The sequence below is a fragment of the Luteibacter anthropi genome (assembly GCF_011759365.1).
GTDB lineage: Bacteria > Pseudomonadota > Gammaproteobacteria > Xanthomonadales > Rhodanobacteraceae > Luteibacter > Luteibacter anthropi.
This window is the reverse complement of sequence record NZ_JAARLZ010000001.1, coordinates 272,928-298,022: the sequence shown is the minus strand read 5'-3', so window position 1 is coordinate 298,022 and position 25,095 is coordinate 272,928. Positions and strand designations below refer to the sequence as shown.

Genomic DNA, 25,095 nt, shown 5'->3' with positions numbered 1-25,095 from the left:
CATGGTTTCGCGACAACCGGTCGCGCGCAAGGCGCGCTCCTACACGATCAGAAGTTGTAGACGAGGTTGGTCGTCGTCAGCTTGTCGGTGCTTACCGTGCCCGGCTGGGTGTCGCTGTTGTAACGGATCTGGTAGCCGACCTTGAGCGCCATCTTCTTGGTCATGCTGACCGAGATACCAATGTCGTTCTGGTAGTACTGGTTCTTCGAGCCCGCTTCGATCAGCAGCGTGTCTTCCAGCGCCGTGTTGGCGGTAAGACGATACTTGCCGTTGACCAGGCCACGACCCACCACCTCGCTCTCGGCGTTCGGCGTGTAGCGTTCGGTCAGCGGCGAGCCGTTGGGACCAAGCGCCGGCGTGCCGTCGGGGTTGGTGATGTCACGGGTGGACTTGGCCGGCTGGTAGCGCTTGAAACCGGGACCGATTTCGAAGGACAGCTCGGCGCGCTCGTTCTTCAGCGCGATATAACCGTAGCCGACCGAAAGAATGCCCTGCCAGGTATTGGCGCCGAAGTCGTCGTGCTCATAGCGCGCCGCCGTCACCACGTAGCTGCGCGGGTCGAACTTGTAGCCTACCGATGCGCCGGTGTCGTAACGGTTCGCCGTGGTGCTGAACTTGTTGACCGTATTGCCTTCACCGTCCTGCACCGAGACCTCGCCCTTGGAGCGCAGGCCGTTGAGGAAGAAGTTGTTCTTCCACACCTCGTTTTCCTGGCTGAGGCCGAGCTTGGCGTTCGCGTTCTCGGAGCGCGAGTTGCCGCGGGCCGAGGCGAAGCCGAATTCACCCGAGCCGGTCCAGCCGCCGTTCTGTGCTGCATTGGTGTTCTGGTCGGCAGCAGGCGGCGTGGCGTTGGCGTCCTGGGCCGACGCAGCGAAGGGCAGCGCGGCGAGGACGAGCGTGGCGATAAGCAGTTGTTTCATCGTCTTCCCGAATAGGTGATTGGAATGGTTTTGCGCCCGGCCGCTCCAGCGACCGGACGTGGCGCACCCCCGCGCCGTGTTCTTTTGGTACGCCTCAGCCTTGCGGCAGCTGGGCGTAAGCGCGGCCGTAAAGCCGCTGCTCCAGGCATTGACCGACAAGGCAGCTTAACGCGGCCACACCGGCGCTCACGATCTGCCCCACCCCCTCGCCATGGGTGACCAGCAGCACGCAGGGCAGCCCCACGGAGAGGGCTGCCACGCCAAAGCGCCAGCCGAGCAGGGATGCGCCGCTGCGGCCGGTGGTAAGCCATGCCGTCTGGCCGCGCTCCTCGGCCAGCTGGCGCAGCGAGCGCCAGCGCAGACCCTCGACCACACCCGTGGCGAGCCCCACGGCCAGCAGCGCCAGCCGCCAGGGATTGAACGGTTCGCCCCGGGTTTCCGTCTGTGCGGCCACGCATAGCCAGAACCACAGGCCACCTGCAAACAGCGCCCCCACCGTGCGGCCCAGCGGCTGCACATTGGCCATCGTGGCCAGATCCACCGGCAGGGCGAGCTGCCGGGTCGTGCCCCGGCTGGTGAACACCAGGGTGGCCAGGCTGCACAGCATGAGGGCAGCGCCGGCCACGCGCGTGGCCCAGAAGTCGTTGCCACCGCGCGCAAGTCCGGCCAGGGCCAGCATGGGCATGTAGTTGAGCATCGCCACCAGGCCTTCCGCGGTCGGCATCATCCGGCGGACCGGGTTCCAGCCATGCCACTCAGGGGCGAAGGGCAGGCGCAGGCAGGTGGCCAGCAGGCCCAGGCTCACCAGTACCAGGCCGATCGCCAGCGGTACCAGCACCTCGCCACGGCCATCGGGATACAGGCCCAGGGCCAGTGACGTGCCCAGGACCATCCACAGGCCATGGCCCGCTGCCGTGGCGGTCTGGATGACTGCCGTCGGCACGGAAAAGAGCAACTGGGCACGCCGCTTGTCGCCGGGCGGGTCTTGGCGACCCAGGGCGACGGTCGACGTGTCGTTCGGTTCCGCCATGGAGGGAAGCCTTGCGGCGAATCGCAAAGCAGCATTTTGCGGGTTGCCGCCCTCGGGCGCAAACCGGAAGGCGGACGGGGCCCCAGGCCGACGCCCTTGCGGAGCGCCCCGGCCACCGCCATGCTTGGGTTGCGTAGATACGGGCGTCACACCCGTACGGACACACTACCCACGCTTCATCTGCCGGCGACACCCATGGACCGCTACGAGCGCATTCTTACCCTGCACCGACTGCTGAAGTCCGCGCACTATCCGGTGCCTTTGTCCCGCCTCATGGACGAACTGGAGTGTTCGCGCGCCACGCTTTACCGCGACGTCGCCTTCCTGCGCGATGCCCTGGGCGCCCCCGTCCAGAGCGTTGCCGGCGAACAGGCGTCGTTCCGCTACGAAGCGGGCGAGGGCGACAGCTTCGAACTTCCCGGCCTGTGGCTCACCAGCGACGAGCTGGCGGCCCTCATGGCCCTCAACGAACTCATCGGACGCTCCGACCCTGGCGTGCTGGCCGGCGCGCTCGCACCGTTCAAGGCGCGCATCGAGCGGCTGCTTTCCGACCATGGCAGCGGCAAGGCCCTGCCGGTGGACCGCATCCGGGTGATTTCCTGGGGCGCGCGCAAGATGGACCAGCAGGTGTTCCGCATCGTCGCGGGCGCGGTGCTGGAGCGGCGCCAGGTCACCTTCCGCTATCGTGCGCGCACCACCAATTCAGACACCAAGCGCACGGTCTCGCCGCAGCGGCTCACGCACTATCGCGACAACTGGTACCTCGACGTATGGGACCACGACCGCGAGGCGCTGCGCAGCTTCGCCGTGGACCGCATCGCCGAACCGCAGGCGCTGGAAGCCCGCGCACGCGACGTGGAAGAGGCCGAACTCAACGACCTGCTCGCCTCCAGCTACGGCATCTTCGCCGGCAAGCCCAAGGCCTGGGCCACGATACGCTTCTCCTCGCATGCCGCACGCTGGGTAGCCGACGAGCACTGGCATTCGCAGCAGAAGGGCGAGTGGCTGCCCGACGGGCGCTACGAGCTCAAGGTGCCGTACTCGAACTCACGCGAACTGCTGATGGACGTGCTCAAGTACGGCCCCGATGCCGAGATCGTCGCACCGCTGCCGTTGCGCGAGGAAATGAAGATCCTGCTCCAGCTGGCCCTCACGGGTTACCAGAACGGGTCCGACGCCAATCACTAGCCATAGCGTTCCATGAGCGACATCGATATCGCCGACCCCGGGGCTCTCCCCGCCACTCACGGGCATCCGCGCAAGCCGCGCGTCGCGCTGGCACTCGGTGCGGGTGCTGCGAAGGGGCTGGCGCATATCGGCGCCATCGAGGTGCTTGAAGAGCACGGCTTCGAGATCGTCGCCATCGCCGGCACCTCCATGGGTGCGCTGGTGGGGGGCATCTATGCGATGGGCAAGCTCGATGTCTACCGCGACTGGGTGTCGACGCTGGCCCGTTTCGACGTGCTGCGCCTGGTGGACTGGAGCTTCTCCGGCGGCGGCTTCATCAAGGGCGATCGCATCATGGCGGCGCTGCGCGAGCTGATCGGCGAGGTGAACATCGAGGACCTCGACATCGGCTACACCGCCGTTGCCACGGACCTGGATCGCGAGCGCGAGGTGTGGCTCACCAAGGGGCCGCTGTTCGACGCAATCCGCGCGTCCATTGCGATTCCCACGCTGTTCCGGCCGTATCAGCATGATGGTCGGCGGCTGGTGGATGGCGCCCTGCTTAACCCGTTGCCCGTGCTTCCCTTGATGCGCGAGGAAGCCGATTACGTCATCGCCGTCAGCGTGGACGGCGCGGCCGAATTGCAGAAGGCACCGGAGAAGAATGTCACCGCCGTGCCGGAGCAGGGCTATGCCGCGCGGCTCGGCCGTCTCATCGGCAAGGTGCTGCCGCATTCCGATCCGAAGCCGAAAGACCCGGGCGCGTTCGAGCTGATGACCCAGGCGATGGACCTGATGCAGGCCAACCTGTCGCGGCTGCGCCTGGCGGCGTATCCGCCTGACCTGCTCATTGAGATGCCGCGCAATGTGTCCGCGGTGTACGAGTTTTACCGGGCGCGTGAGCTGATCGAGCTGGGGCGCGAGCGGACGGAGAAGATGCTGGAAGGGTGGGAGCCGCGGAATCTGCCGAAGGGGTGAGTGTGGGCCGCTTCGCCGGGCGGTCGCGCGCAAGGCGCGCTCCTACAAAAACCGACCACGCCCCGCCCCTGTAGGAGCGCGCCTCGCGCGCGACCCAATGCAACGCACCGTTACACCTGTAGGAGCGCGCCTCGCGCGCGACCCTATCGGCGATGCTTCAGAGCTCCTCGGTCTTCGTGACCTTCGCCCGGCGCATCAGCCATGCCACGCCGCGCAGGTCGGCCACGCCGACCCACAGGCGGTCGAGCATGCCGTACTTCGAGGTGCCCGCCGTGCGCGGGCGATGGCCCACCGGCACGCTCTGGCTGGCAAAACCCGCACGCTTCACCAGCGCGGGCAGGTAGCGGTGCATGTGGTCGAAGTAGGGCAGGCGCAGGAAGGTTTCGCGCTCGAACAGCTTGAGGCCGCAGCCGGTGTCCGGCGTGTCGTCGCGCAGCATGCGCGAGCGCACCGCGTTCGCGATCTTCGAGGAAATGCGCTTGTTGAAGCTGTCGCGGCGCGTGACGCGCCAGCCGGCGAAGAGCTTCAGGTCGGGTGCGGCACCTGCACGCGCATCCAGCAGCTTCGGAATATCGGCCGGATCATTCTGGCCGTCGCCGTCGAGCGTGGCGATCCATGGCGCACGCGCAGCGCGCACGCCATTCCACACGGCCGTGCTCTGGCCGCTGCGGGTGAGGTGGCGCACGATGCGCAGCTCCGGATACTGGGCGCGGGCGGCAGTAAGCACCGCTACGCTGTCGTCGGTGCTCAGGTCGTCGACGTAGATGATCTCGAAGTCGATCCGTCCACGCAGGGCCGAGGCGATCTCGGCGAGGAGGGGCGGGATGTTGTCGCGCTCGTTGAAGACGGGCACGACCACGGCGAGGTCGGTCATCGCGGTTCCGGAGGCAGGAATTCAGGGGCGGCATTATCGCCCAACCGGCGCCGCTTGGGCGCCGTGGCGCCCACATCCGTTCAGATCCGGCCCACGGCCTGTGTGGAAGGACCCTCGATGGCCGACCGCCAGGCGCGGGCCACGGCATCCATGGTGTGCCGGCTGGCGCCCTGGGCCATCACCACGAGGGTGCCGCCGCTCAGGGCCAGCTGACGGCCGTCCCAGCCATCGCGGCGGAATGAGCTGTCGCCATCGGTCATCTTGCCGGGCATGTAGAGGGCCACGACAGGCTCGTCGTCCATCCGGGTCACGACGTGTACGGCCGGATACGGGCCTACCGTGCAGTCGTGCACATAGGTGACGCCATTCGGCGCGGGCCCCTTCAGCGGCGCCGCACGGCCTACGAAACCGGCTTCCACCTGGGCATCGGTCATGGGATGGGTCATGCCCAGGGAATTCATTTCCTCGGGCATGTGTGCCACGGCCAGGGCGGGCAGGGAGTTCAGGTCGGTATGGCGCCAGAGCATGCCCACGCCCGCGAATGCGATCAGCACCGAGGCCGCCATCGCCATCCATGCCCGGCGACGCCCGACCTGACGCCGTCGCTCACCGGTGGCCTGGGCCAGCAGGATACGGTCGGCCAGCCCCACAGGCACGGGCACGGCAAGCGCGGCTTCCAGGCCATCCTCGAAGCGCTGGGCGCGTTGCCAGAAGGCGGCACAGCCCTCACGGCAGCTGTCGCGATGCGCCAGCAGCTGCGGATCGGTGGAACGCGGCTCGGCGCCGATGCGGCGACGGAATTCGAGGCAGTTCATGCCCGACCTCCTTCGGCCGCGCTCTTGCCGCCCAGCAGGCTTTTCAGCCGCTGGCGGGCACGGAACAGCTGGGTCATCACGGCACCGGGCTGCTGGTCGGTGGCGGCGGCGATCTCGTCGCAGCTCATGCCGCCGAGCACCTGCATGGCCAGTGGCTCGCGGTACTTGTCGGGCAGTTTCTGCATGGCGTCACGGACCTGGGCGGCATCGCCGCTGCGTTCGGGACTGGCGAACGCGGCGTCTTCGGCAACGGTGTCGTCGAGTTCCACGGTATCGAAGTGCTTGCGCTCGTAGAGACGGGCGTGTTCCCGGCGCAGGATGGTGAACAGCCAGGGCTTGGCGCTTTCCGCGTCACGCAGGGCGTCGAGGTTTTTCCAGGCGCGCAGGAAGGTTTCCTGCACCAGGTCCTGGGCAACGGATTCGGAGCGCGCCAGCCAGAACGCGAACCGGTAGAGGTCCGCCGACAGGGCACGCACCATGGCTTCGTACTGGCGCTGTTTCGGGTTCACGTTCCCTTGGACCGGAGCCATCGCCGATTCCTTACAGGGACATGCCTCAGCGGATCTTGCTGAGGATGCCGTCCAGCTCGTCGTTGCTGTGATAGTGGATGACCAGCTTGCCCTTGCCGCCGCGGCCGGTGGCCACTTCGACACGGGTGGCGAAACGCTCGGCCAGCTCGCGTTCGAGGTCGGCCACGTTCGGATCGGCCGCCGTGGCCGACTTGGCCTTGCCCTTGGGCGCCATCTGCGCCTTGCGGGCGGCGTCTTCCAGTTCGCGCACCGTCCAGCCATGGCGCGAGGCTTCCAGCGCCAGCGCCTCCGCCACCGATGCGGGCAGGGTCAGCAGGGCGCGGGCATGGCCCATTTCCAGCTTGCCTTCGTCCATCAGCTGCTTGATCGAGGACGGCAGCTCCATCAGGCGCAGCAGGTTCGACACCGCCGCACGCGAGCGGCCGACGGCATCGGCGGCCTGCTGGTGGGTGAGGTCGAATTCGTCGACCAGGCGCTGCAGGGCCTGGGCTTCTTCCAGCGGGGTGAGCTCCTGGCGCTGGATGTTCTCGATGAGCGCCATGGCCAGCACGGACTGCTCGGGCACGTCCTTCACCAGCGCCGGGATCTCGCTCATGGAGGCGCGCTGCGCGGCGCGCCAGCGGCGCTCGCCGGCGATCAGCTCATAGCTGTTCTTGCCGATGGCACGGACCACCACCGGCTGGATCAGGCCCTGGGCCTTGATCGACGCCGCCAGTTCGTCGAGGGCTTCGTCGTTCCAGTGACGGCGCGGCTGGTACTTGCCGGCCTGGATCTGGTGGATCGGCAGCGTGCGCAGCTCGCCTTCCTGTTCGATCACCGACGGCGCGGCATCGGGACCGCTGCCTCCGCCGAGCAGGGCATCCAGGCCACGGCCGAGTCCACGTTTCTTCGCTGCTGCCATGGGGGCTCCTTAAGGCGTCTGCGCCGGATCGTCGGTGCCGGTATCCGCCGTGGCGGCTTCGACAGGGGCATCGTCTGCCGCCGCGCCCTGGCTACGGACGCGATCGCGACGGATGATTTCGCCGGCCAGGCCGATATAGGCGATGGCGCCGCGCGAACCGCGATCGTACAGATGGATGGGCTGCCCATGACTGGGCGCTTCGGCCAGGCGCACGTTACGCGGGATGATCGAGCGCAGCACCTGGTCGCCGAAATGCTGGGTGAGCTGGGCCGAAACCTCGTTGCCGAGGTTGTTGCGCACGTCGTACATGGTGCGCAGCAGGCCTTCGACTTCCAGTGCCGGGTTCAGGCGCTGGCGCACGGCGCTGATGGTATCGAGCAGGCTCGACAGGCCTTCCAGCGCGAAATACTCGCACTGCACCGGAATCAGCACGCCATCGGCGGCCGTCAGCGCATTGAGCGTGAGCAGGTGCAGCGTGGGCGGGCAGTCGATGATGATCGTGTGGTAATCGCCGGCGACCTTGGCGAGCTGCTCTTTCAGGCGGTGCTCGCGCGCCATGCCGTCCATGAGCTTCAGCTCGGCGGCGGTGAGGTCGCCATTGCCCGGCAGCAGGTCGAAGCCGGCTTCGGTACGCACCAGGACATCGCGGATGGGCACTTCGTCCATCAGCACTTCGCAGCCGTTGGGCTTGGTTTCGTACTTGTCCACACCCGACGCCATGGTGGCGTTGCCCTGCGGGTCCAGGTCGACAAGCAGCACCTTGCGCTTCGCAGCGGCAAGGGCCGCGGCGAGGTTCACGGAGGTAGTGGTCTTGCCGACGCCGCCTTTCTGATTGGCGACTGCGATGATGCGAGCCATGGAGTGTGGTTTGCTGCCGTGCGCGGAAAGGGCGCTAGGTTAGCATCCCAGCCCCCTGTAGGAGCGCGCCTTGCGCTCGACAGCCCCTGTCACCCCCGCCGTATCACCACCAGGTGCCTTTCACCCTCCACCCCCGGCACCGAAAGCGTATGGATCGCCTCCACCCGGAAGCCGGCCGGCACCCCGTCCAGTTCCTCGGCCGGGTGCTTGCCCTTCATGGCCAGCCAGGTGCCCCCGGGAGCCAGCAGATGCCCACCCCAGCCGAGCATGTCGGCCAGGGAGGCAAAGGCGCGGGCCGTGATGCATTCGAACGTGCCCTCGACCTCTTCGACACGACTCTGCAAGGCACGCGCATTGCCGAGCTTCAGCGAACGGATCGCCTCGCGCAGGAAACGGACCTTCTTGCCGTTGGAGTCCACCATCAGCACCTCGCGCGCCGGCTCGGCGATGGCCAGCGGAATGCCGGGCAGCCCCGGACCGGTGCCCAGGTCGGCCAGCGTGCGGCCATGCACATACGGCAGGATCGTGAGCGAATCCAGCAGATGGCGCGCGATCATCTCGCGGTCGTCGCGGATGGCGGTGAGGTTGTAGGCCGAATTCCAGCGCTCAAGCAGCTCGCGATAATCGAGCAGGCGCTCCACGGCGCCCTCCGGCAGGGTCAGGCGCAGGTCGGCGATGCCGCGCTGGAGCTGGTCTTGAAGGGCTTCGCGGGTCGTCATGCGCAGGTTCCGGTGTCACGGCTGGCTGCGAAGTATGGTTGGCCCAGTCCAAACCCGCTACCGTCCCGGCATCGAAGATTCCGACAAGGAGCGTTCATGGCAGGCAAACGGAATGCCCCACCCGGGGCAGTCGAAGTCAGTGACGACTACCGTTTCAACGATGCGCTGGCGCGTATCGACTGGAAGGAGTTCGAGCGTGTCATGGCGCGCTGGTTTACGTACCAGGGCTTCCAGGTCGCCCATCGGGGAACGGGTCAAGGCAGATCCATCGTGGATGGCGGCGTAGACCTCGTCCTTGAAAAATCGGGACGGCGGATCATCGTGGACTGCAAACACCACAAGGTCTACCAGGTTCCCTATAACCCGGTGGCGCAGCTTGCCGGCTTGCGAACCGAGGAGAAGGCTCAGGGCTGTATCGTCGTCAATTCGGGGCAGTTCAAGGACGCGGCGAAGAAAACCGCCGACGCGAATGGCGTAGAGCTGATCGATGGCAAGAAGCTGAGAAGCATGATTGCTCCTCATCTATCCTGGTTGCTGGACAAGACGCAGCCCATTCCCCCGGCATCCGACGCCGAGGTACACCCGACGATGCCCATTCTGCGACAGGCTCCTTCTGTCGAGGATGCCCCGGTATCGATCACCCGCCCCGATGCCTATCGTGAAGTACGCGGAAACTCCATCACGAGCCGCCCCGTAGCGCCGCTGACATCACGACGTGGCGTGTGGCTGGCACTGGCCGCGTGCACGATGCTCGCTGCGACCGTGGCCCTGATCATTACGATCCGGCCTTCCACGACGGTGGCAAGTAAAACGCCCGCACCTGAAAACAAACCCGTCGAATCGCCCCAGGTAGCGCCTCCTAAAGCAGGCATCGCCTCTGCGAAAGCAAGCAAGCCTGACGTGGCCCGGCCAGCGCCCGACCCCGTCCACGTGGCACCCCGCAAGCCTCGTGACAGCATGCAAGCGAAACCCGCGCCGCTTGCAGAAGAGATCGTCTACAAATCGGCAGACATGAGCGATGAGGAATTCGCGGCGTGGAAAGCCCGCAAAGCCGAGCGAGCGCACGGCCCGGCAGCTCAGGCCGTGGAAGCCCCGCCCGTGGACAAGCGTGTCGACGAATCCCCTTACGAAACGCCCGAGGGGACGGGTGAGTCTCCGACCTCTCCGGAGACGATGCGGACGATCCTGCGTACCAACCGGCGCTGAGGCCCGCTGCCTTCGCCTCAGGCGGCGTCGAGTTCGACGCGGGTGACCAGCATGCCGCGCGAACGCAGCGAGCCGTTGACGGCGTGCTTGAGCTGGGTGCCGACCGCGCGGCGGTCGGCCGGGTGGGCCGTGGCGCTGTCGCGCAGGGCGGCCACCACGTTGCGGCGGATCATGTCCGGTGCCTCGTCGATCACTTCATCGGCCACTTCGGGCTCCAGCACCTGCCAGTAGACCGTGCCGCCGTCGAAGCGCAGCACCTGGCCGCCCAGGTCGATCTTGTGGGTGACCTTGTCGAGCAGTGGAACGAGGAGGTGCGTGCCCGTGGTGAGCAGCGCAGGGGTGCGGCCAAGCCGGCGCACGCTGTAGACCTGCCCCTCGGGGACACGGCGCACCGACGCCGCCACAAGGGCGAGGAGGGCGATCGAGCTGGCAAGGAGGATGCTGATCAACATGGCTGCGACGTCAGAAACTTATGGGCGATTCCTGTTGCAGTGCGAAAGAAAGTGCTGCACTGCCGTGACCGAACTAGGGGTTTAATTCTAATTTAACGGCCGTCGTTAACGCCAGTTTTACCAAACCCCCATGTTCAGTTAGCGGAAGGTTTGGTCAAAAGTTGAGCAGCGGTCATAAAACGACCAGGGCGCGGGGCAGAAACGATCAAAGTTTGACCGCTCCGACACGAATGATAACAATTATCAATCATCGTACCGGCCGGCCACTTCCATGAATCTCCTCGGCTGCGCGGCGGCTTTCGTCGCCATGCTCCTTGTCTATCTCGCCTCGCCCAACCAGCGGGCGATGGCGCGCCCGCTGGGCCGGGCCGCCCGCTGGCTGGCGGGCGTGTTCGCGGTGCTGGCCCTCGTGGCCTGGGTCGCTGGGGAAACGACGCTGCCGGGAATTTTCTCAGCGCTGACCGCCCTGATGTTCGGCGCCGTGGTGTTCCCCTACCTGTGCTGGTGGCTGCGGCCGGCCGGTGAGCGGAGGTCCCGCTGATGCTCGCCCGCACCTTTGCCGGCGCCGTGCTCGGTTTTCCGCTGTCCATCGCGATCGTCTCCCTGGCGATCTGGCTCTGGCCCGGCTCCAGCGAGAGCGCCGTCATCCCCCTGCTGGTGCTGTTCTTCCCGCTGTGGATCGGCGTGATGGCCTGCACCTTCCTGTTCCGCAGCGGGCTTCGTGCCTGGGGCTGGCTCGTGGCCGCCAATATCCTCGCCTTCGCGGCGCTGTTCCTCGCCAAGCACACGCTACCCGGACTCTGATCCCATGAAAGCCGCCACCCTGCGCACCTTTACCACCGTGCATACGTGGGCCGGCCTGCTGGCCGGTTTCGCCCTGTTCGTCGCCTTCTATGCCGGCGCGCTGACGATGTTCCACGAGGAAATCGACACCTGGGCGCTACCGAAGGCCGAGGCGGCACACGCCGATTCGCTGGATCGCGCAGGCGACATGCTCAAGGACATCGTGGCGAAGCATCCGGCGGCCAGCGAGCAGATCGGCCTGACCTACCCGGCCGATCATCCCTCGCACGAGATCGCCGCATACTGGATGGACAAGGACGGCTGGAAGACGCAGACGCTGGCTGACACGCAGCCGCGCAGCACCGAAGACCACGAGCACGGCCTCGCGGATTTCGTGTACGAGCTGCATTACGACCTGGGCATTCCCACGGCCGGCCTCTACCTCATGGGCGTGGTGAGCGTGATCTACGGCCTGGCGCTGCTCACGGGCCTGCTGATCCACCTGCCCAACCTCGTGCGCGAGCTGTTCGCGCTGCGTCCGGGACACAACCTCAAGCGCCTGTGGCAGGACGCGCACAACGTCATCGGCATCCTCAGCCTGCCGTTCCACATCATCTTCGCCATCACCGGTGCCTTGCTCTGCCTGACGTCCGTTGCGCTGCTGGCGTTCAACACGCTCGCCTTCGACGGCAGGCTCATGCCCGCCTTCGAGCGCATGACCAGCGCCATGCCGGCGGTGGAGGCGAAGGACGGCCACGCCGTGATGCTGTCGCCGACGGAACTCGCGCAGCGTGCGCGCCGCGCCGCCATGGAAGCCGGTGCGGCGGACTTCCATCCGGATTACATGCGCTACATGCATTACGGCAAGCCGGGCGCTGCCGCCGAAGTACGAGGCACATCGACGAAGACGCTCGGCGAGTACGGCATGGTGGCCCTGGATGCCACCGATGGTCACGTCCTCCAGGTGCAGGTCAGCGGCACGCGCGATGCCAACCACGCCACGTACTCGGCGATCTTCGGCCTGCATTTCGGCACCTTCGGCAGCCTGTCGTTGCGCTGGCTGTACTTCCTGCTCGGGCTGGCCGGTGCGTTCCTGTTCTACTCGGGCAACCTGCTCTACATCGAGACACGCCGCAAACGTCGTCAGGTAGACCAGCCGCTGAAGGTACGCGCCATGGCAACGGCCACCGTGGGCGTGTGCCTGGGCACCTGTTTCGGCATCTCGGTGGTCTTCGTCGCCAACCTGCTCGGGTCGTACGCGGGCTATGCGCCCACCGCCTTCGTGCAGCCAGTCTTCTTCATTGCCGTGGCAGTCGCCGTGATCTGGACCTTCGTGCGCCGTCCGGCGCGTGCCGCCGTGGACCTGCTGTTCGCCACGGCCCTGCTGAGCGTTGCGGTCGGCGTGCTCGACATGATCCTGCATGGCGATCGCCTGCTTCGCACGCTGGCCGATGGCCGTTACGACGTCATCGGTGTCGATCTGGTGGCTATCGCCATGGGCCTGGGCTTCGGCTGGCTCGGCATCGCCACGCGGCGGCGCGCGCGAGCGGGCGACCCGTGCAGTGTCTGGTTCGGTGGGCGCACGGATCGCCATCGTCACGGCGACGAAACGCAGGCCGCATGAGTTATCCCGGTCCCCGTCGAAGGGCCTACATCGGGAACCGATAGCCACGACAGGCATTCAGGCTGGTGAAAAGCGCGTGGAAACGCGTGCTGCACCGCAACATGCGTTTCCGGCGCACCCAAGCAACTGACACCGAAAGATTTTTCGGTGTCCTCCCGAGGGGGCCGCAGCACGTAACCCCCGTTACTCGTGCATCGCAACAAGCTATTGATTTATCAGGCTTTACAGCTTGCGTGAAAACGTTTACGTTGCGCGCCCACATGCCCTCTGCGGCAGGGGAAAGGGCGAGAAGACACGTGAGTGTGACGATCAAAGACGTCGCGAGAATGGCCAACGTATCCGTGGCCTCGGTCTCGCGCGCGCTCAACGGGCACACCGGCGTCACCGCCGAAACCCAGAAGCGTATCCGTGAAGTGGCGACCCGCCTGCGTTACGTGCCGCACAACGCCGCACGCAGCCTGATCACCCGGCGCACCCAGACCATCGGGGCCCTGCTGCCCGACCTGCATGGCGCGTTCTTCTCCGAGCTGATCCGCGGTATCGATCTGGCCGCGCGTGCCCGTGGGCTCTACTTGCTGGTATCCAGTTCCCACGGCGATGCCACCGAGGCGGCCATCGCGCTGCGGGCCATGCAGGGCCGCGTGGATGGCCTGCTGGTGATGTCGCCGCATGCCGACCGGGTCTTCCTCGACGAAAGCCTGCCCATCGTGCTGCCGACCGTGCTGATCAACAGCCACGTGCGCTCCGAGCGACATGCCGCCATCGACGTCGACGATTACGGTGGCGCCCGCGCCATGGTGGAGCACCTGCTTTCGCAGGGCCGCCGCCGCATCGTCTTCATCGCCGGCCCCGAAGTGAACCACGACGTGCAGGAACGCTGCCGCGGCTACCGCGAGGCGATGACCGAAGCCGGCCTGGGCGAATACGCAACGGTGCTGTCGGGCGACTTCACCGAGGAATCCGGCTATCACGCAGGCAAGCAGGCGCTCGAAGCCGCCGTACGCCCTGATGCGATCTTCGCCGCCAACGACATGATGGCCATCGGCTGCCTGTCCGCGCTGGCCGAAGCAGGCATCCGCGTACCCGACGACATCGCCGTGGCCGGCTTCGACGACATCCCGATGGCGCGCTACGTGTCGCCGCCACTCACCACGGTCCGCGTGCGCATCGCCGAACTTGGCGAAGCCGCACTGGAGCGCCTGGTGCGGATGATCGATGCCGACGAAGACAGCCCGCCCGAACCACGCATCGTGGTCGGTACCGAATTGGTCGTGCGCGCCTCCACCGGCAGCCGCGACGCGAGCACGCGAAAGGGCTGACCGCCGTTTCGCCAGCCCTTGGGGGCGTCGTGCCGCGACGCCCCCGGCAAGACAAGCAGCACCCGCAGTATTTCAAACGCCAACGCCGGTCCGCGAACGCGGTATCGCAGGGAATACGGGGCAGATCGCCCATGACGAACGTGGCTCGACCACGCGCGACGGGGTCCGTTTGGACCGCCACCGTGATCCCTGCATGACGGATCGGAACGACACTCACTTTGGGAGAGGGGAAGCATGAAGGCTTCGATGCAGTTGAAGAAAAAGCTGTTGGTCAGTGTCATCGCCGCCACGGTTGCCGCGGCAGGCCTGTCGTCCGTTCATGCGCAGTCGGCCAATGCCACGCTGCGCGGCAAGGCCACGCCCGGCGCCAACGTCACCGTGTTCAACCCGGCAACGGGCCTGACGCGCAAGGCGACTGCCAACGACGATGGCTCCTATGTCATCAGCGGCCTTCCCCCGGCCACCTATCGCGTCGATGCCGGTCCCGGCACCGAGCAGGACGTGACGCTGCAGGTGGCCTCGATCGCCACGGTGAACATCACCGCCCCGGCAGCCGCCACGTCCGCGAGCGCCGCTGACGCCACGGCGCTGCAGGGGGTGTCCGTTGCGGCCACCACGATCCAGGAAGTGAAGACGCCGGAAGTCGGCCAGACGATCTCGCTGCACCAGATCGCCACCATTCCGCAGGTATCGCGCAACTTCCTCGAATTCGCCGACACCGTGCCGGGCATGGTGTTCAGCGTGGACTACAAGGGCAATACGTCGCTGCGCGGCGGCGCGATGAACGACAGTTCCGCGAACGTCTACATCGATGGCGTCAGCCAGAAGAGCTACGTGAAGCAGGGCGGCGTCTCCGGCCAGAGCGGCAGCCAGGGCAACCCTTTCCCGCAGCTGGCCATCGGCCAGTACAAGGTGATCACCTCGAACTACAAGGCCGAATACGACCAGGTGTCGAGCGCTGCGATCACCGCGGAAACCAAGTCGGGCACGAACGAGTTCCATGGCGAGGTCTTCGGCACCTACACCAACGATGCCTTCCGCAATCGCACGCCGGCCGAGAAGTACGCCGGTTCCAAGGCGGAGTCGGAGTCGAAGGAATACGGCTTCGCGTTCGGCGGTCCGATCATCAAGGACAAGATGCACTTCTTCGTGGCCTTCGAGCAGAAGAAGTTCGATACGCCGGTCACGGTGGTGCCCAACAGCGCCAACATCAGCCACTTCGACGGACAGGACCCGGGTAATTTCCTGCCGGCGAGCGCGCGCGCGCAGCTGGGCCCGGCGAACGTTCCGTTCAATGAGAAGCTTTACTTCGGCAAGATCGACTGGGAACTGACCGATCGCGATCGCATCGAGCTCAGCACCCAGGTGCGCCGCGAGACGCAGGTCGGCGGCATCGGTACCGGCCTGGCGGCGACCACCGGCCTGAACAACACCAATCACGACACCCGCGGCACGTTCAAGTGGCAGCACAGTGGCGAGAGCTGGTTCAACGAATTGATGTTCACGTACGAGAACGCGTTCGTGAAGGCTTCGGCGTTCAACGATGCGCCAGGCTCCATCTATACGTCGCGCCTGGACCAGGACAACATCATCCTCAACACGGGCTCGGCCGATCCGCGCGCCACGCAGAACAAGAGCCAGGAAGGCCCGAGCATCTCGGATACCTTCACGTTCAATGACCTTGAATGGAAGGGCGACCACGTCGTCAAGTTCGGCTACAAGTTCAAGTCCGTCGAACTGCGCGCGGAAGATGCCGCAGCCAACAACCCGCAGTTCTACTACGACGTGACCTCACAGAACGGCACCTCCCCGGTGCCCTGGAAGGCGTTCTACGCACAGCGCGTGCCCGGCGAAAGCGGTATCGCGCAGACGACTGCACGCCAGTACGGCATGTTCGCCCAGGACGACTGGACGGTGAACGACCACCTCACGCTGAACCTCGGCGTGCGCTGGGATTACGAAGTGACGCCGTCGTACGTGAACTACGTAACGCCACAGCGCGTGCTCGATGCCATCGATTCGCAGGATCCGGGCGCCCCGGCCGGCCAGACGTTCCGGCAGACGCTTGCCGCCGGCGGCATCAATATCAACGACTACATCAGCAACGGCCATAACCGTCGCTCGTTCCGTGGTGCATGGCAGCCGCGGCTGGGCTTCTCGTACGACGTATTCGCGGACGAGGCGCATGTGATCCACGGTGGTGCCGGCCGTGCCTACGACCGCAACCTGTACGACTACCTCCAGCTCGAACAGACCAAACTTTCGCTGCCGCAGACCAACCTGTTCTTCAACGTGCCAGGCCATGGCTGTGATCTCTCGCAGTCTAACTGCATCGCATGGAACCCGGCCCTGCTGCAGGGACAGGGCGCACTAGAAGGGCTGGCCATCGGTCCGAACAGCGGCCAGGAAGTGGACATGATGAACAATAAGCTGAAGGCACCGTATTCGGACCAGTTCAGCCTGGGCATGTCCAACACGATCGGCGAGTGGATCACCGACGCCACCGTGTCGCGCGTCATCAGCCGGGATGGCTTCGCTTTCACGCTCGGCAATCGCTTCCCGGGCGGCAATTACTTCGCCACCCCCGCTGACAACAAGTACTTCACCGATGGTGTCGATCATACCGGCGAAGCTGCCTGGAACCGCGGCATCCCGGGCCTGGGTGGCCTGATCATCGGCAACAACGGTATTGCAACGCGTACGACGCAGGTGCTGCTCTCGGCGCAGAAGCCTTACACGGTGGAATCGGGCTGGAGCACCAGCTTCGCGTACACCTATTCGCACGCCAAGCAGAACCGCGACATCAACGAACACTATGCGTTCGAAGAGCCCACCATCCAGGAATTCCCCGTGCTTACCTCGAACGCCGTGTCGAAGCATCGCTTCGTCGGTACGGCTGCCGTGGACCTGCCCTGGGGCCTGAACGCGTCCATCAAGCTGACCCTTGCGACGCCGATTCCATACACCGCCAATGCCTGCTTCGATGCCATCGCCGCCAACGGTGCCAAGTGCACCCCGTCGGTCGGCACGCCCAGCGGATCGAAGTTCCTTATCGGTGGCGACATCTGGGGCTATCGCGACATCGACGTCCAGCTGACCAAGGACTTCGTGATCGACAAGGACACCAAGATCTACGCACGTTTCGACGTGCTCAATCTCTTCAACTGGAAGAACTACGCCGACTACACCGCCAACTGGGGTAGCGGTGGCGTCTTCAACCCGAACGGCGTCACCTACAACCGCCACGGCAACATCACGTTCGTTCCGCGCACCGCTCGTTTCACCGTGGGCCTGAAGTTCTGACGTAAGCCACACCGGGAACCGGGGTCCGTTCGCGGACCTCGTTTCACATGGCGCAGGGAAGGGCCGCCAGTGGCCCTTTTTTGTTCCATGCAGCCGTAAACGTTTACGGCTGGCCGACAGCAACGCTCATTCACCGAGAGGCACTGATCATGGGAAAGACCAACGCGAAGCTTGCAAGGCACGTCGCCATCGCCCTCGGGCTGATGACCGCCGCCGTGGCTCCCGTCCCCGTGTTCGCACAGTCCAGCACGGCGACCATCCGCGGCCACCTGAATAATGCTCCCACCCAGGCAAAGGGCGAGGTGGTCGCTACGAGTGTGAGTAACGGCTCCGTCGCACGTGTACCGCTGCGGGACAATGGCACGTATACGCTCGCAGGACTTCAGCCAGGCACCTATCGCATCGATGCCACCGCCAATGGCGCCACGGCCAGCCAGACGGTGACGGTGCAGATCGGACAGTCGCTGGTACTGGACATGGATGTGGCCGGCGCCGCGGTAAAGCCGGAGAATGCGGCCAACCTGCAAGGCCTTACCGTCACGGCGAACTCGCTGATCGAGACGCGTACGTCGGAAGTGGCAGGCAACATCACCACGCAGCAGATCCGCGACCTGCCGCAGAACTCGCGCAACTTCCTTAACTTTGCCGGCCTTACCCCGGGCGTGAGCACGCCGAAGGACAAGAACTCGAAGTCGTTCAGCGCCGGTGGCCAGCCGAGCAACCAGACCAATGTCTTCATCGACGGCGCCAGCCTGAAGAACAATATCCTCCAGGGTGGCCTGGTCGGCCAGGATTCCTCGCGCGGCAATCCGTTCTCGCAGGAAGCCATCCAGGAGTTCCGCGTTCTCACGCAGAACTACAAGGCCGAGTACGAGCAGGCCGGCACCGCCATCGTGTCAGCCGTGACCAAGTCGGGCACGAACGAGTTCCATGGCTCGGTGTACGACTTCCTGCAAAGCCGCGGCATGGTCACCCAGGATGAATTCTCGCGAAAGGTCAGCGACGGCAAGCCTGCGTACCGGCGCCAGCAGTACGGCGCGTCGCTCGGCGGCCCCATCATCAAGGACAAGCTGCAGTTCTTCATCAACTTCGAAGGCAACAAGGAAGACGCCAACAAGACCGTCTTCATCAATAATCCACGGTATGCCGACCGCTTCCAGCAGTACAACGGTACTTATTCCGCACCCTTCGACGAAAAGGTGTACTTCGGCAAGCTGAGCTGGCACCCGGACGACAAGAACGACGTCGACCTCAGTTACTCCAACCGAAAGGATTCGGAAACGATCAACTTCGGCGGTACCACGGCATACGATGCCCGGCAGGTGCGTGAGAACAAGGTCACCGACCTTCTCCTGAAGTGGCAGTACCGTGGCAATGCGTTCGTCAACGAAGTGCTGATCGACCGGGGTTTCTACAAGTACAACCCGCGCCCGGTGAATCCGGACATTCCCTCGCAGAACTACGTGGGCATCGCGCAGATCGGTGGCGCATCGGGCCTGCAGAGCAAGGAACAGACGAATTTCACGATCCGTGATGACGTGACCTTCGACGATCTCAACTGGCATGGCCAGCACGTGATCAAGACCGGCGTGAAGATCGCCACCGTCAACCAGCGCCTGCTCGAAAATAACAGCTTCACCCCGCAGTACACCTATCGGCCCGATTCAGTGAATGGGCTGGATATCCCGTATGCCGCCGTGTATTCACCGTCCGGCAAGCGCGCCAGCCTCAAGAACAAGCAGTACGGCATCTACGTGCAGGACGACTGGGACGTCACCGACCGCCTGCAGCTCAACCTCGGCGTGCGCTGGGACTACGAGACCAACGCGATCAACCGATTCTACGTGACGCCCGCCGACCAGGCCGCCGTGGTGCGAGCGCTTGGACTATCCGAGGATTACATAAGCAACGGGCATAATCGCAGCGCTTACAAGGGTGAGATACAGCCACGGGTGGGCTTCTCGCTCGACGTGAGCCCCAGCGGGGACCAGAGCACGACCCTGTTCGGTGGTGCCGGCCGGTATTACGACCGCACGCCGTACGACAACATCATCCAGGAGTCGTTTCACGCGCAGTTCCCGTACTACAACTTCTTCTTCTCGGCCAACGGCGCGCCGAACCAGGAAGGCAATGCCACCATCCCCTGGCAGTCGCAATACCTTACCCGTGCCGGCCTCGATGGCCTGATCAGCGGCGGCAATCCGGGCGGCGGCGAGATGGACCTGCTCAACAACAAGACCCGGCCGCCTTTCACCGACCAGTTCAGTGTCGGCGTGCGCCAGGTCATGGGCGACTGGGTGGGCTCACTCACGTTGAGCCGTATGCTGGGCTATCGCCAGTTCACCTGGATCTTCGGCAATCGTCCTGGTCCCGATTACACCTCCGTACCCGTAGGCCCGTACAACACGGTGCTGATCAATACGACGAAGAAATATTCGTCCAGCTCCGTGCTGATCGGCATCGACAAGCCGTATACCGATGAATCCGGCTGGGGGGTGGGCATCGCCTATACCTATACCGATGCGAAGAAGCAGGGCAACGATGCCTATTCGCTCGACTATGCCACCCCGGGCGCCTATCCCGGCGGCCGCACCGCCGAGCGCAATCGCCTGGTGATGAACGGCTCGGTCAAGCTGCCCTGGGATATCAAGCTCAGCACACTCATCACCCTGGGTTCGGGCGATCCATACGACGTGGCCTACGGCACGGCATACAACGACCCCAACCGGGGCACGCATATCGGCGCTGCCGCACCGAAGAAGGGCAACTTCATCATTCCCAATGCCTGGGGTTATCGCAACGTCGACCTCGCCTTGTCGAAGACCTTCCGCTTCGCCGGCACCCAGGCACTGGAATTACGCGCCGACGCGTTCAACGTCTTCAACTTCAAGAACTACGGTTGCTATACCACGCTGGTTACCGAGCCAAACTTCGGCCAACCGGCCTGCATCGTGGGCGTGACCCGCAGTTATCAGGTCGGTGCGCGTTACAGCTTCTGATGCATCGCTTCGTCCGTCACTCCGCTGAGTCGAAGGCAGCGGAGTGACGGAACGGAGAATTTTCCACACGGCAATGTAAACGTTTGCACCACCATGCTAACGTCCATCGCCATCCGTTTTACCCGTATACCGCCGGCCCCACGGCGTTCGTGACCGCCTCCTCCAAGGATCGCCATGCAAGCCTCCATGAAGAAAAGCCTCTCCGTCGCCCTGGGCGTTCTGCTGGCCACCGTCGCACCGTTCTCGATGGCCCAGAAAGCCGAAGCCCGTGCCACACACCATGCGGTGGCGAGCGAACCGCATGCCATTCCGGCGACCATCGCCGACCTGCAGAAGCGCAGCTTCCAGTGGTTCTGGGACAGTGGTAACCCGGAGAACGGACTCATTCCCGATCATTACCCCGGCGATTCGTTCGCCTCCATCGCCGCCGTGGGTTTTGGCCTCACCACCTATGGCGTGGGCGTGGAGCGTGGCTGGATCACCCGCGACCAGGCCATCGATCGCACGCTGGCCACGCTGCGCTTCTTCAAGAACGCGCCGCAAGGCGACGCCGAAGAGGGCGAAACGGGCAACCACGGCTTCTTCTATCACTTCCTCGACATGAAGACCGGCAAGCGCTTTGCCAACTGGGTCGAAGTGTCGTCGGTGGACACCACCCTGTTGCTGGGTGGCGTGCTGTTCGCACAAAGCTACTACGACCATGACACGCCAAAGGAAAAGGAAATCCGCGAGCTTGCCGACGCCATCTATCGCGGCATCGACTGGACCTGGCTGCAGAAGCGTTCACCGCTGATCAGCATGGGCTGGACGCCGGGCGGCCGCACCATCCCGCATGACTGGGAGGGCTATAACGAAGGCATGCTCGTCTATATCCTCGCGCTCGGCTCTCCCACGCATCCGGTGGGCGACGATGCCTGGTCCGCCTGGACGAAGACCTACGACAAGACCTGGGGCGAATTCCACGGCCAGACCTTCCTGAACTTCGCACCGATGTTCGGTCACCAGTACAGCCATACCTGGGTAGACTTCCGTGGCATCCGTGACGAATGGAACCGCGAGCACAACCTCGATTATTTCGAGAACAGCCGCCGCGCCACCTATTCGCAGCAGGCCTATGCCATCGCCAACCCCGGCGGCTGGAAGGGCTACGGCAAGGATGTCTGGGGTCTCACGGCCAGCAACGGCCCCGGCGGCCTGATCGTGAAGCAGGGTGACAAGGAGCGCACTTTCCACGGCTATACGGCGCGCGGCGCCGGTCTCGACTACATCTCGGACGACGGCACCATCGTGCCGACGGCGGCCGGTGGCTCGATTGCCTTCGCACCGGAGATCGTGATTCCTGCGCTGGAAGAGATGAAGAAGCGCTACGGCCAGTACATCTATACCAAATACGGTTTCGTGGATGCCTTCAACCTCAGCTTCGATACCCATACGGACCTGCGCACCGGGCGCGTCGTGCCGGGCTTCGGCTGGGCCGACACGGTGCACCTTGGCATCGACCAGGGTCCGATCGTGCTGATGATCGAGAACTACCGCAGCGACTTCGTCTGGAACGTGATGAAGCGCAATCCGTATATCCGCAAGGGCTTGCAGCGCGCAGGCTTCAGCGGCGGCTGGCTCGACGCGGACACGGCGGCCGAGCTGTGGTGAAGTCGTTCGCTACCGCGCTGTTCCTGGCGTTCGCCTGTCTTGCCACCGCTTGCGGCAAGACCGACACAGGGACGCGTGAATTGCAGTTCTGGACCATCGGCCGCGAAGGCGAAGCCGTGCGCCAGTTGTTGCCGGAGTTCGAACGCGAGCATCCCGGCCTGCATGTCGTCGTGCAGCAGCTGCCGCTCACGGCCGCGCACCAGAAACTGCTGACGGCCTATGCCGGCGATTCCACTCCGGACATCACGCAGCTGGGCAATACCTGGATTCCGGAAATGGTGGCCCTGGGTGCCCTCGAACCACTGGACAAGCGCGTCACGGCATCCCGCGTCGTGGATCCAAAGGATTATTTCCCGGCGATCTGGTCGACCAATGTCATCGACGGCACCCTGTATGGCGTGCCCTGGTATGTCGATACACGCCTGCTGTTTTACCGCAAGGACCTGCTGGCCAGGGCTGGCTACGACCATCCTCCGCGCGACTGGGCCGAGTGGCAGGCCATGATGGCGAAGCTGGCCCAGCCGAAGGGCCAGGCGTATGGCGTGCTGCTGCCGACCAATGAATTCGAGCAACTGCTCGCGCTGGCCCTGCAGCAGGACGAACCGCTGCTGCGTGACGATGGCCGCTACGGCAATTTCCGCAGCGCGGGCTTCCGCAAGGCGCTGGCTTATTACGTCTCGATTTTCCGCGACCAGCAGGCCCCGATGATGACCAACGTCGGCATCGGCAATCCGTGGGCAGCATTCGGACAGGGCTTCTACGCGTTCTATCTATCGGGCCCGTGGAACATCGGCGAATTCCGCAAGCGCCTGCCTGCGGAGCAACAGGACGACTGGGGAACCACGCCGCTCCCCGGACCGGATGGCCCCGGCGCATCGAATGCCGGCGGTTCCAGCCTCGTGATCTACAAGGCGTCAAAGCACAAGGACGAGGCCTGGGCGCTGGTGGAGTTCCTCTCCCGTCCCGATATCCAGGAGCGCTTCTACGCCATCCTGGGCGACATGCCGCCGCGCCGTTCGTCTTGGGACGCCCCGGCCTTGCGCCATGACGACAAGGCCACCGCGTTCCGCGAGCAGCTTGAGCGGGTGAAACCCACGCCCCAGGTGGCCGAGTGGGAACGCATCGTCACGGAGATGCAGCTGGTGGCCGCGCAGGCCGCCCATGGCGATATCACCGTCGACGAGGCCGCCGCGGAAATTGATCGCCGCGCCGACCGCCTGCTGGAGAAACGCCGCTGGATGCTCGACCGCGGCCACAAGGCAACCCCATGAAGCCCTCACGCGCCGCCTGGATCTTCATCACCCCCGCCCTGGTCATCCTCGGTCTGTTCTTCCTGCTGCCGGTGATCGCCGCGCTGGCGCTGTCACTGACCGACTACGACCTCTACGCGCTGGCGGATATCCGCAACCTGCGCTTCATTGCGCTGGACAACTACTGGACCCTGCTGCACCGCCCCCTGTTCTGGTCTGCGCTGGGGCACACCGTGTACTTCGTGGTGGTGGGCGTGCCGCTATCGCTGCTGGCCTCGCTTGGTGCAGCCATGCTGCTCAATTCGCCCCTGGCCCGGTTCAAGCCGTTCTTCCGTACGGCGTTGTTCGCGCCCGTGGTGACGACGGTGGTCGCCGTGGCGGTGATCTGGCGTTACCTGTTCAACACGAAGTACGGCCTGATCAACTACGCACTGGATTCCATCGGCATGCCCACCATGGACTGGCTGGGTGACCCGCACTGGGCGATGCCCACGATCATCCTGTTCGCCGTGTGGAAGAACTTCGGCTACAACATGATCATCTTCATGGCGGGCCTGCAGGCGATTCCGGGTGATCTTTACGAAGCCGCGCGCATCGACGGCGCGTCGGCCTGGGCGCAGTTCCGCCATATCACGCTGCCCATGCTGAAGCCGACGATGACCATGGTGAGCATCCTCACCGTCTCTGGCTATTTCCAGCTGTTTGCCGAGCCGTATGTGATGACCGAAGGCGGCCCGCTGCAAAGCACGACCTCGGTGCTTTACCTGATGTACGAAGAAGGCTTCAAGTGGTGGAATCTCGGCTCCGCCTCCGCCGTGGCCTTCATCCTGTTCGCGATCATGTTCGCGGTTACCGCCACGATGCTTCGCCTGTCGAAGCGGGGAGAAGCCGCATGAGTCCGCGTAGCGCCAAGGCCGTGATCAATGGCCTGCTTATCGCCTGGGCAGGCATCGCCATTGCGCCGCTGCTGTACATGCTGTCGGTGTCGTTCATGACACCGGGTGAGGCCAGCGCACTGCCGCCGCCCATCCTGCCCGACCACCCGACGCTGGCGAACTATCGCCAGCTGTTCATGAATGCCGGCATGGGGCGTTACCTGTTCAACAGCCTGCTGATTTCCACCGCCATCACGGTGATCTCGCTGGCTTTCAACCTGATGGCGGGTTATGCCTTCGCCAAGCTGGAATTCACCGGACGGCAGAAGCTGTTCCAGGGCCTGCTCGGCGCGCTGGTGATTCCCGCCCAGGTAGCGATGCTGCCCCTGTTCCTGTTGTTGAAGTACATGGGTCTGGTGAATACCTACGGTGCGATCATCGTGCCCGCGCTGGCGACGATCTTCGGCATTTTCCTCGTACGCCAGTATGCGAGCGGCATCCCCAACGATCTTCTGGAAGCCGCCCGGATCGACGGTGCCGGCGAATTCCGCATCTTCGCCACCATCGTGATGCCGTTGCTCAAACCCATCATGGTAACGCTGGCGATCTTTACCTTCCTGGCCGCATGGAACGACTTCATGTGGCCGTTGATCGCGTTGACCGGGCAGGAGCATTACACGCTGCCTATCGCACTGGCGTCGCTATCACGCGAGCACGTGCAGGACAGCGAACTGATGATGGCCGGCTCGGTGGTGACGATCCTTCCCGTGCTTGTGTTGTTCCTCGCCTTGCAGCGGTATTACCTTGAAGGCTTGTTGCTTGGCAGCGTAAAGGGCTGAATC

General features: G+C 64.7%; 22 protein-coding genes. 13 read left to right on the top strand and 9 right to left on the bottom strand.

Annotation, left to right across the window (positions count from 1 at the left end; all coding sequences use genetic code 11):
* Window positions 1-47: 47 nt before the first annotated feature.
* Window positions 48-920, bottom strand: coding sequence for a DUF481 domain-containing protein (locus tag HBF25_RS01255; RefSeq protein WP_166945803.1), 873 nt, complete (start codon window positions 918-920; stop codon window positions 48-50).
* A gap of 94 nt (window positions 921-1,014) precedes the next feature.
* The gene (locus HBF25_RS01250; RefSeq protein ID WP_166945801.1) at window positions 1,015-1,950 is read right to left on the bottom strand and encodes a hypothetical protein; all 936 of its coding nucleotides are present in this window, start codon (window positions 1,948-1,950) and stop codon (window positions 1,015-1,017) included.
* A gap of 195 nt (window positions 1,951-2,145) precedes the next feature.
* On the opposite strand from HBF25_RS01250, the gene HBF25_RS01245 reads away from it, so the two are divergent.
* Both HBF25_RS01245 and HBF25_RS01240 read left to right on the top strand, forming a co-directional pair.
* Window positions 2,146-3,138, top strand: a complete 993-nt coding sequence (locus HBF25_RS01245) for a helix-turn-helix transcriptional regulator (RefSeq protein ID WP_166945799.1) — start codon at window positions 2,146-2,148, stop codon at window positions 3,136-3,138.
* Between the two features lie 12 nt (window positions 3,139-3,150).
* Entirely contained in the window at window positions 3,151-4,095 is a 945-nt protein-coding gene (locus HBF25_RS01240; protein ID WP_166945797.1) for a patatin-like phospholipase family protein, read from the top strand.
* A 157-nt stretch (window positions 4,096-4,252) separates the two neighbouring features.
* Here HBF25_RS01240 and HBF25_RS01235 read toward each other — a convergent pair whose 3' ends face one another.
* From HBF25_RS01235 to rsmG, 6 genes are all read right to left on the bottom strand, one after another.
* Complete coding sequence (locus tag HBF25_RS01235) at window positions 4,253-4,969, bottom strand: glycosyltransferase family 2 protein (RefSeq protein ID WP_166945795.1); 717 nt, start codon at window positions 4,967-4,969, stop codon at window positions 4,253-4,255.
* Window positions 4,970-5,049: 80 nt separating this feature from the next.
* On the bottom strand, window positions 5,050-5,784 hold the full coding sequence (locus HBF25_RS01230; protein ID WP_166945793.1) for a DUF3379 family protein: 735 nt from the start codon (window positions 5,782-5,784) through the stop codon (window positions 5,050-5,052).
* Complete coding sequence (locus tag HBF25_RS01225) at window positions 5,781-6,314, bottom strand: sigma-70 family RNA polymerase sigma factor (RefSeq protein ID WP_166945791.1); 534 nt, start codon at window positions 6,312-6,314, stop codon at window positions 5,781-5,783. The genes HBF25_RS01230 and HBF25_RS01225 overlap by 4 nt, the downstream gene beginning before the upstream one ends.
* A 25-nt stretch (window positions 6,315-6,339) precedes the next feature.
* Window positions 6,340-7,215 carry a ParB/RepB/Spo0J family partition protein gene (locus HBF25_RS01220; protein WP_166945789.1) on the bottom strand — a complete coding sequence of 292 codons (876 nt, stop codon included), beginning with the start codon at window positions 7,213-7,215 and terminating at the stop codon, window positions 6,340-6,342.
* A 9-nt stretch (window positions 7,216-7,224) separates the two neighbouring features.
* The gene (locus HBF25_RS01215; RefSeq protein ID WP_166945787.1) at window positions 7,225-8,073 is read right to left on the bottom strand and encodes a ParA family protein; all 849 of its coding nucleotides are present in this window, start codon (window positions 8,071-8,073) and stop codon (window positions 7,225-7,227) included.
* An 89-nt stretch (window positions 8,074-8,162) separates the two neighbouring features.
* Window positions 8,163-8,792, bottom strand: coding sequence for a 16S rRNA (guanine(527)-N(7))-methyltransferase RsmG (rsmG, locus tag HBF25_RS01210; RefSeq protein ID WP_166945785.1), 630 nt, complete (start codon window positions 8,790-8,792; stop codon window positions 8,163-8,165).
* Between the two features lie 96 nt (window positions 8,793-8,888).
* Between rsmG and HBF25_RS01205 the strand changes: the two genes are divergently transcribed.
* Window positions 8,889-9,998 (top strand): restriction endonuclease, encoded by a 1,110-nt coding sequence (locus HBF25_RS01205; protein WP_166945783.1) that lies wholly within the window; start codon window positions 8,889-8,891, stop codon window positions 9,996-9,998.
* A gap of 17 nt (window positions 9,999-10,015) precedes the next feature.
* Here the strand turns inward: HBF25_RS01205 and HBF25_RS01200 are convergent, their stop codons facing one another.
* Window positions 10,016-10,450, bottom strand: coding sequence for an SPFH domain-containing protein (locus tag HBF25_RS01200; protein ID WP_208392357.1), 435 nt, complete (start codon window positions 10,448-10,450; stop codon window positions 10,016-10,018).
* A 271-nt stretch (window positions 10,451-10,721) separates the two neighbouring features.
* Here HBF25_RS01200 and HBF25_RS01195 point away from each other — a divergent pair, with 271 nt between their 5' ends.
* The 10 genes from HBF25_RS01195 to HBF25_RS01150 all read left to right on the top strand — a co-directional run bounded on the left by HBF25_RS01195 (window position 10,722) and on the right by HBF25_RS01150 (window position 25,092).
* Window positions 10,722-10,991, top strand: coding sequence for a hypothetical protein (locus tag HBF25_RS01195; protein ID WP_166945781.1), 270 nt, complete (start codon window positions 10,722-10,724; stop codon window positions 10,989-10,991).
* Window positions 10,991-11,254, top strand: a complete 264-nt coding sequence (locus HBF25_RS01190; RefSeq protein WP_166945779.1) for a hypothetical protein — start codon at window positions 10,991-10,993, stop codon at window positions 11,252-11,254. The genes HBF25_RS01195 and HBF25_RS01190 overlap by 1 nt, the downstream gene beginning before the upstream one ends.
* A 4-nt stretch (window positions 11,255-11,258) precedes the next feature.
* Entirely contained in the window at window positions 11,259-12,857 is a 1,599-nt protein-coding gene (locus HBF25_RS01185; RefSeq protein WP_166945777.1) for a PepSY-associated TM helix domain-containing protein, read from the top strand.
* Between the two features lie 260 nt (window positions 12,858-13,117).
* Window positions 13,118-14,176 carry a LacI family DNA-binding transcriptional regulator gene (locus HBF25_RS01180; protein ID WP_166946399.1) on the top strand — a complete coding sequence of 353 codons (1,059 nt, stop codon included), beginning with the start codon at window positions 13,118-13,120 and terminating at the stop codon, window positions 14,174-14,176.
* 234 nt (window positions 14,177-14,410) lie between these two features.
* Window positions 14,411-17,479, top strand: a complete 3,069-nt coding sequence (locus HBF25_RS01175; protein WP_166945775.1) for a TonB-dependent receptor — start codon at window positions 14,411-14,413, stop codon at window positions 17,477-17,479.
* 149 nt (window positions 17,480-17,628) lie between these two features.
* Window positions 17,629-20,478, top strand: a complete 2,850-nt coding sequence (locus tag HBF25_RS01170; protein ID WP_166945773.1) for a TonB-dependent receptor — start codon at window positions 17,629-17,631, stop codon at window positions 20,476-20,478.
* Between the two features lie 174 nt (window positions 20,479-20,652).
* Entirely contained in the window at window positions 20,653-22,128 is a 1,476-nt protein-coding gene (locus HBF25_RS01165) for a glucoamylase family protein (RefSeq protein ID WP_243852920.1), read from the top strand.
* Window positions 22,125-23,399 (top strand): sugar ABC transporter substrate-binding protein, encoded by a 1,275-nt coding sequence (locus HBF25_RS01160; RefSeq protein ID WP_341778005.1) that lies wholly within the window; start codon window positions 22,125-22,127, stop codon window positions 23,397-23,399. Before HBF25_RS01165 ends, HBF25_RS01160 begins: the two co-directional genes overlap by 4 nt.
* Entirely contained in the window at window positions 23,396-24,274 is an 879-nt protein-coding gene (locus tag HBF25_RS01155; RefSeq protein WP_166945769.1) for a carbohydrate ABC transporter permease, read from the top strand. The genes HBF25_RS01160 and HBF25_RS01155 overlap by 4 nt, the downstream gene beginning before the upstream one ends.
* Complete coding sequence (locus tag HBF25_RS01150) at window positions 24,271-25,092, top strand: carbohydrate ABC transporter permease (RefSeq protein ID WP_166945767.1); 822 nt, start codon at window positions 24,271-24,273, stop codon at window positions 25,090-25,092. The genes HBF25_RS01155 and HBF25_RS01150 overlap by 4 nt, the downstream gene beginning before the upstream one ends.
* Window positions 25,093-25,095: the final 3 nt, after the last annotated feature.

Excerpts from the sequence above, each read along its gene's own strand:
- HBF25_RS01165 (WP_243852920.1), top strand. The coding sequence starts at position 20,653 with ATGCAAGCCTCCATGAAGAAAAGCCTCTCCGTCGCCCTGGGCGTTCTG.
- HBF25_RS01205 (WP_166945783.1), top strand. The coding sequence starts at position 8,889 with ATGGCAGGCAAACGGAATGCCCCACCCGGGGCAGTCGAAGTCAGTGAC.
- HBF25_RS01190 (WP_166945779.1), top strand. The coding sequence starts at position 10,991 with ATGCTCGCCCGCACCTTTGCCGGCGCCGTGCTCGGTTTTCCGCTGTCC.
- HBF25_RS01180 (WP_166946399.1), top strand. The coding sequence starts at position 13,118 with ATGCCCTCTGCGGCAGGGGAAAGGGCGAGAAGACACGTGAGTGTGACG.
- HBF25_RS01245 (WP_166945799.1), top strand. The coding sequence starts at position 2,146 with ATGGACCGCTACGAGCGCATTCTTACCCTGCACCGACTGCTGAAGTCC.
- HBF25_RS01235 (WP_166945795.1), bottom strand. The coding sequence starts at position 4,969 with ATGACCGACCTCGCCGTGGTCGTGCCCGTCTTCAACGAGCGCGACAAC.
- HBF25_RS01240 (WP_166945797.1), top strand. The coding sequence starts at position 3,151 with ATGAGCGACATCGATATCGCCGACCCCGGGGCTCTCCCCGCCACTCAC.
- HBF25_RS01150 (WP_166945767.1), top strand. The coding sequence starts at position 24,271 with ATGAGTCCGCGTAGCGCCAAGGCCGTGATCAATGGCCTGCTTATCGCC.
- HBF25_RS01170 (WP_166945773.1), top strand. The coding sequence starts at position 17,629 with ATGGGAAAGACCAACGCGAAGCTTGCAAGGCACGTCGCCATCGCCCTC.
- HBF25_RS01185 (WP_166945777.1), top strand. The coding sequence starts at position 11,259 with ATGAAAGCCGCCACCCTGCGCACCTTTACCACCGTGCATACGTGGGCC.
- HBF25_RS01175 (WP_166945775.1), top strand. The coding sequence starts at position 14,411 with ATGAAGGCTTCGATGCAGTTGAAGAAAAAGCTGTTGGTCAGTGTCATC.
- rsmG (WP_166945785.1), bottom strand. The coding sequence starts at position 8,792 with ATGACGACCCGCGAAGCCCTTCAAGACCAGCTCCAGCGCGGCATCGCC.
- HBF25_RS01155 (WP_166945769.1), top strand. The coding sequence starts at position 23,396 with ATGAAGCCCTCACGCGCCGCCTGGATCTTCATCACCCCCGCCCTGGTC.
- HBF25_RS01250 (WP_166945801.1), bottom strand. The coding sequence starts at position 1,950 with ATGGCGGAACCGAACGACACGTCGACCGTCGCCCTGGGTCGCCAAGAC.
- HBF25_RS01215 (WP_166945787.1), bottom strand. The coding sequence starts at position 8,073 with ATGGCTCGCATCATCGCAGTCGCCAATCAGAAAGGCGGCGTCGGCAAG.
- HBF25_RS01255 (WP_166945803.1), bottom strand. The coding sequence starts at position 920 with ATGAAACAACTGCTTATCGCCACGCTCGTCCTCGCCGCGCTGCCCTTC.
- HBF25_RS01220 (WP_166945789.1), bottom strand. The coding sequence starts at position 7,215 with ATGGCAGCAGCGAAGAAACGTGGACTCGGCCGTGGCCTGGATGCCCTG.
- HBF25_RS01195 (WP_166945781.1), top strand. The coding sequence starts at position 10,722 with ATGAATCTCCTCGGCTGCGCGGCGGCTTTCGTCGCCATGCTCCTTGTC.
- HBF25_RS01225 (WP_166945791.1), bottom strand. The coding sequence starts at position 6,314 with ATGGCTCCGGTCCAAGGGAACGTGAACCCGAAACAGCGCCAGTACGAA.
- HBF25_RS01230 (WP_166945793.1), bottom strand. The coding sequence starts at position 5,784 with ATGAACTGCCTCGAATTCCGTCGCCGCATCGGCGCCGAGCCGCGTTCC.
- HBF25_RS01200 (WP_208392357.1), bottom strand. The coding sequence starts at position 10,450 with ATGTTGATCAGCATCCTCCTTGCCAGCTCGATCGCCCTCCTCGCCCTT.